A 4,288-nucleotide genomic window follows, 5' to 3' on the forward strand; every position below is an offset into this window, starting at 1 on the left:
CGGCCTGGCGGTGCGCCTCGATCGCGCGGCGGTAGCCGTCCGGCGGGATCCGGTGCTCCACCGGCGCGGCGGGCGCGATCGGCCGCGGGGCCGGGCCGGCGACCGCCGCCGCCGCGGGGCCGGCGGCCTTGACGGGCGCGGGCGCCAGGACGTGCAGGGCTCGGACGTTCGCCTCCGGCACCGCCTGGTTGGCCGCCGCGATCAGCTTCGGGGCGCTCCAGCGCAGCTTCGTGCCGACGGCCGGAGCGTCCGGGACGACGTCCAGGCGGCCGGTGTCAGCGTCGAACGCCACGGCCTGGACGCGGCCGATGAGCTCGGGCGCGGCTGCGGCGAGGATGGTGTCGAACTGGGCGAGGACGCTGCCGCCGACGGCCAGGGCGACCATGCCGCGCTCGGTCATCATCACGCCGATCGCGCTGCCCAGTCCGAACGGCTCGCGCCTCCCGTCGTACGACGGTGGTACTGCACCGCTTCGGATTCTTGCTGGTGGCGCCGTTCTTCCTCGCCGCCTCCCGAGCTGCGACCAAAGCCTGGCACGCGAGGTCCGCTCCGCACAGCTCAGTGGTCATGCGATCACCGCCCCGCCGTCCAGCGGGCGGCAACCTGATTCAGGACAGTGGGACCATACCTCCGCGTACGGGCTGCACACGCGGTCGTCCGGCTTATATGGAGAGCAGGTCGGGACCATCCCTACGCGCACGGGCTGCCCCCTTCGTGACCTGGGTTGTTGCGGGCTGCTGAGCGGCCGGGAAGACGTTTTCGCCGACTCTGGCATTGCTCCCGTATGTGCGCGTTGTGGAGTTATGGGATGGCTGGGGCATTACTGTCCCAGGGTGACCGACTGTTGGTGCGTCGGCCTTCCCGCTTCACCCTGCCTGCTCGGGCACCGCACTGGGCGGGCCCCGGGGCTTACGTGCAGTCCACGGGCGTTACAGCCCCTGTTCCAGGGGACTGGTCCGGCTCAGGGCCGGATGGGTACTGCATGGTTCTTGATGTTGCGGGCCGCGTTGGCGTCCCGGTCCAGGACGATACCGCACTGATGGCAGGCGAACTCGCGGTCCACCAAGGTCAGTTCTGTGTTGATCCAGCCGCAGGCGGAGCAGGTCTTGGAGGAGGGGAAGAAGGTGGGGACGCGGGCGAGGGTGGCGCCGTGCCAGGCGGCCTTGTAGGTGATCTGGCGGTTGAGCTCGCCGAAGCCGACGTCCAGGATCGCCCGGTTCAGGCCGGCCTTCTGCCGGACGTTGCGGCCGGGACTCTGAAGGGTGCCCTTCGCCGAGGAGGTCATGCCCTTGGTATTCAGGGACTCCAGTGCGATCTCGGCGTACTGCTGGACCAGCCGCTTCGAGATCAGGTGCAGGGTGCTGATGCGGCGGGCGGCCAGTTGGGCGTGGAGTTTGGCGACGCGGGCACGGGCTTCGGCGTAGCCCCTGGACTGCTGGGCGGCTCCGCGGACGAAGCGGCGGGACATGACGCGCTGGGCGCGGGCGAGCTTGCGCTCGGTGGCGGCTAGGTGGCGCGGGTTCGGGATGACGGTGGTGGGCCTGGTGGTCGGGGTGAGGGTGAGGGGGTCGGAGAGCGCGGCGAGGACTTTCACGCCGAGGTCGGCTCCGATGCGGCCGGCGGCGGCTTGGCGGCGGGAGGGGCCGGTGGGGATATGTAGCTGAACGCGGCACAGGACCGAGGCGTGCCAGCGGTGCCCGTCGCGGGAGACAGTCAGAGAGTTGACTACGGTGCTGCCGTCACTGATCAGGCGGAGCAGGTCGCGGGCATCCTGATGGAGGCGGACGGTGAACGCGGGCTGGCCACCGCCTCCGGGGATGCGCAGCCGACGGGACGTCTCAAAACGGATCCCGGGCTTCTTGACGTTGTGGACCAGCCGGAATCGCTCGCGGGCATGCCCCCGCCGCTTGAAGCGGGGGTAGCCGACCGGGCCGCCCGCCCGGCGGCCGGCGGCCGAGTCCATCCAGTTCTTCCACGCCGTGGCCGCGTCCTCCATCGCCGTGTAGTACGTACGGTTGGAGACCCCTTCCCACCACGGGTAAGGCGTGGGCCGCTCGGCGCCTTCGGGTAAGGGTCCGGTGAACGGTCGGCCCTTGGTCTCCCGGAAGAACGCCTGAGCCCGGAAGGCGTTGGGAATCTTCACTTTCGGCGCAGCCTTGTTGGCGGCCGCCTTGTCCATGCCCGCAGCGACCAGCGCGTCCCGGCCCCGGGCCCACTTCTCGTGGACGGCCACCGTGTAGCCGAGGGCGAAGTTGTATCCGCAGCGGGCGGCTGTGGCGTACCGCTGGAGGATCTCGATCTGCGCGGGGGTGGGATCGAGCGCGTACCGGTAGGCGCGGAGCGTCTCGGTCATCGATGTCGTCATCGCAGGATCGTCCCGCACGGTTCTGACAGAGGTGTCTTCCTCTCCTGCCTGCGGACTCGGCCCCGCACACGCATCCGTAGCTGTGACCAGTCACGCCGAGAGATCCAGGCGTCGGGGCCCCGTAGCCACGGGCAACGAGGTGAGCCCGGCCTTGTCAGCCCGTGCCCGGGCCACGGCGAGCGCATGGGACGAACTTGTCGCGCGCTCACGGTCGGACTGCTCACGCAGGCGGGCGAGCTCGGCCTGGCCGTCCGCGAAGAGGTGCTCCGGCTCGCGCAAGGCGTTGCGGATCTGCCCCTCAACAGCAGCCTGGTACGCCGGGTTCACCGTCCTGGCATCCCTGGCCTGGCGATGCGCGGCGATGGCCTCGCGGTACCCGGCGGGCACTTGGTAGGGCTGGTTGGGCACTGGGGCGGCCGTCGGCGGAGTGCCGGAGGCTTCTGTGGCCAGGGGGTGTGCGGCGGGGGCGGATCCAGGCGGCAGGATCCGGATCATGCGGACGGCGCTGGCGGAGCCCATGACCTGGTTGGCGGCGTCGATGAGCTGGCGGGTGCGCAGCCGGACTGCGGTGGCGTACGGGGAGGAGACGGGGCGCACCGCGAGCTCGCCAGTGGCGGGATCGTATCCGGCGAGCGCGACGTGTCCGCTGAGGTCGGTGGCGATGGCCGGCCAGCTGTCGACCAGGGAGCCGCCGGCTGAGGGGAGTTCCCAAGCGCGGTCGGTGACCAGGTTGGCGAGGAGGGCGGCGAAGCCGATGGGTTCACGGCCGTCCGGCTGACGGGAGGTGCGGGTGCGGTGGGTCTTGTGGGACCCGCTGGGGCGTTCGCCTCGCTGCCGGGCCGCGGCGCGAGCGGCAGCCAGGGCCTGGCGGGCAAGGTCGACACCGGATGCCGGGGCCTGCGGGCGGTTCACGTCGGTCATCAGGAGCTCCTTACCGGCGGTGTGCGATGGTTGCGGGACGAGTGGGGCGAGGGATGTTGAGGGCGCGGTGGACGAGCTCGACGCCGAAGACCAGCTCAGCGGCGCCCCGGCCGGAGCCAGTCACGATGGAGCGGACCAGACTGCTCTGGCCGTCCTCGTACTCGGCCTTGGCCAGGACCCGCATGTCCGCGACCTCCAGAGCGCTCAGCTCCAGGCCGACGTGCTGGTCGACCACGGTGCCCGCAGTCTTGTCGTAGTCGGCGGGCAGGGCTTGGCGGGCGATCAGGTAGGGCATCCACTCGGCCTGCGCGGCCTGGCTGCGGGGGCCCTGAGGGACTGCCTCGAGTTCCTGGTGGCGCCGGGCGGCCGCGATACGGGAGTCACGCCACTCGGAGACCATCCCGGACCTGGCCGCGGGCGTGCGGACGATCTGCTCGGCGCCGCGCAGCAGGGTCGCAAGGAGTCCCGAGGCCCGGTGGACGGTGTCGACCTCTCCACGGGCGTGCAGCCACGCCTGGACCTCGGCTGCGCTCCAGCCCGCATCAGCGAGGTGCCGGACCACCCAGGCGATCCGGGGCGTCGAAGCCCGGCCCAGCCAGGGGATCTCACGGATCAGCTCAGCGGCCAGCTGGTAGCGGCGCCCCACGCTGTTGATCCCCCGACGAGCCTTCTCGCCGGACTTCTTCCTGGTGGACGACTCGCTCTTCCCGCTGGCGACGTCTGTTGTCTCAGAGGGAAGCGAGGTAGTAGCTGCAGTAGAAAGACCTGAGCAACTACCCCCTATTGGGGTGCAACGGGCCTCATCAGAATCAGCCGCCCCAGAGGCCGCGGCAGACCCCTCCGGGGACGGCTTCGACGGGCCCTTCGTGGGCGCCTTGCGGGGCTTGCGGATCTTCCGAGCGGCCTTCTTCGCCAGCTGCGCAATCAGTTCCCGGCCGGCCTCCGCGATCCCGGTCACAGCGCGCGTGTACGCGGGCGCCGACTCATCGCGCTGGACCGTAC

3 protein-coding genes and 1 pseudogene are annotated in these 4,288 nt (G+C 71.0%); all 4 read right to left on the reverse strand.

All coding sequences use genetic code 11. The features are described 5' to 3' along the window. A pseudogene (locus ACFXGI_RS38405) lies at positions 1-403 on the reverse strand (DUF721 domain-containing protein); the annotation flags it as partial. Positions 404-961: 558 nt separating this feature from the next. After that, positions 962-2,365 carry an RNA-guided endonuclease InsQ/TnpB family protein gene (locus tag ACFXGI_RS38410; RefSeq protein ID WP_384717656.1) on the reverse strand — a complete coding sequence of 468 codons (1,404 nt, stop codon included), beginning with the start codon at positions 2,363-2,365 and terminating at the stop codon, positions 962-964. Positions 2,366-2,455: 90 nt separating this feature from the next. Beyond that, positions 2,456-3,286: a DUF721 domain-containing protein gene (locus ACFXGI_RS38415; protein ID WP_384717659.1), complete on the reverse strand. Its 831-nt coding sequence runs from the start codon at positions 3,284-3,286 to the stop codon at positions 2,456-2,458. Between the two features lie 10 nt (positions 3,287-3,296). After that, entirely contained in the window at positions 3,297-3,932 is a 636-nt protein-coding gene (locus ACFXGI_RS38420; protein ID WP_384717662.1) for a hypothetical protein, read from the reverse strand. Positions 3,933-4,288: the final 356 nt, after the last annotated feature.

Origin of the sequence: Streptomyces sp. NPDC059355 (assembly GCF_042752335.1) — a bacterium.
Taxonomy (GTDB): domain Bacteria; phylum Actinomycetota; class Actinomycetes; order Streptomycetales; family Streptomycetaceae; genus Streptomyces.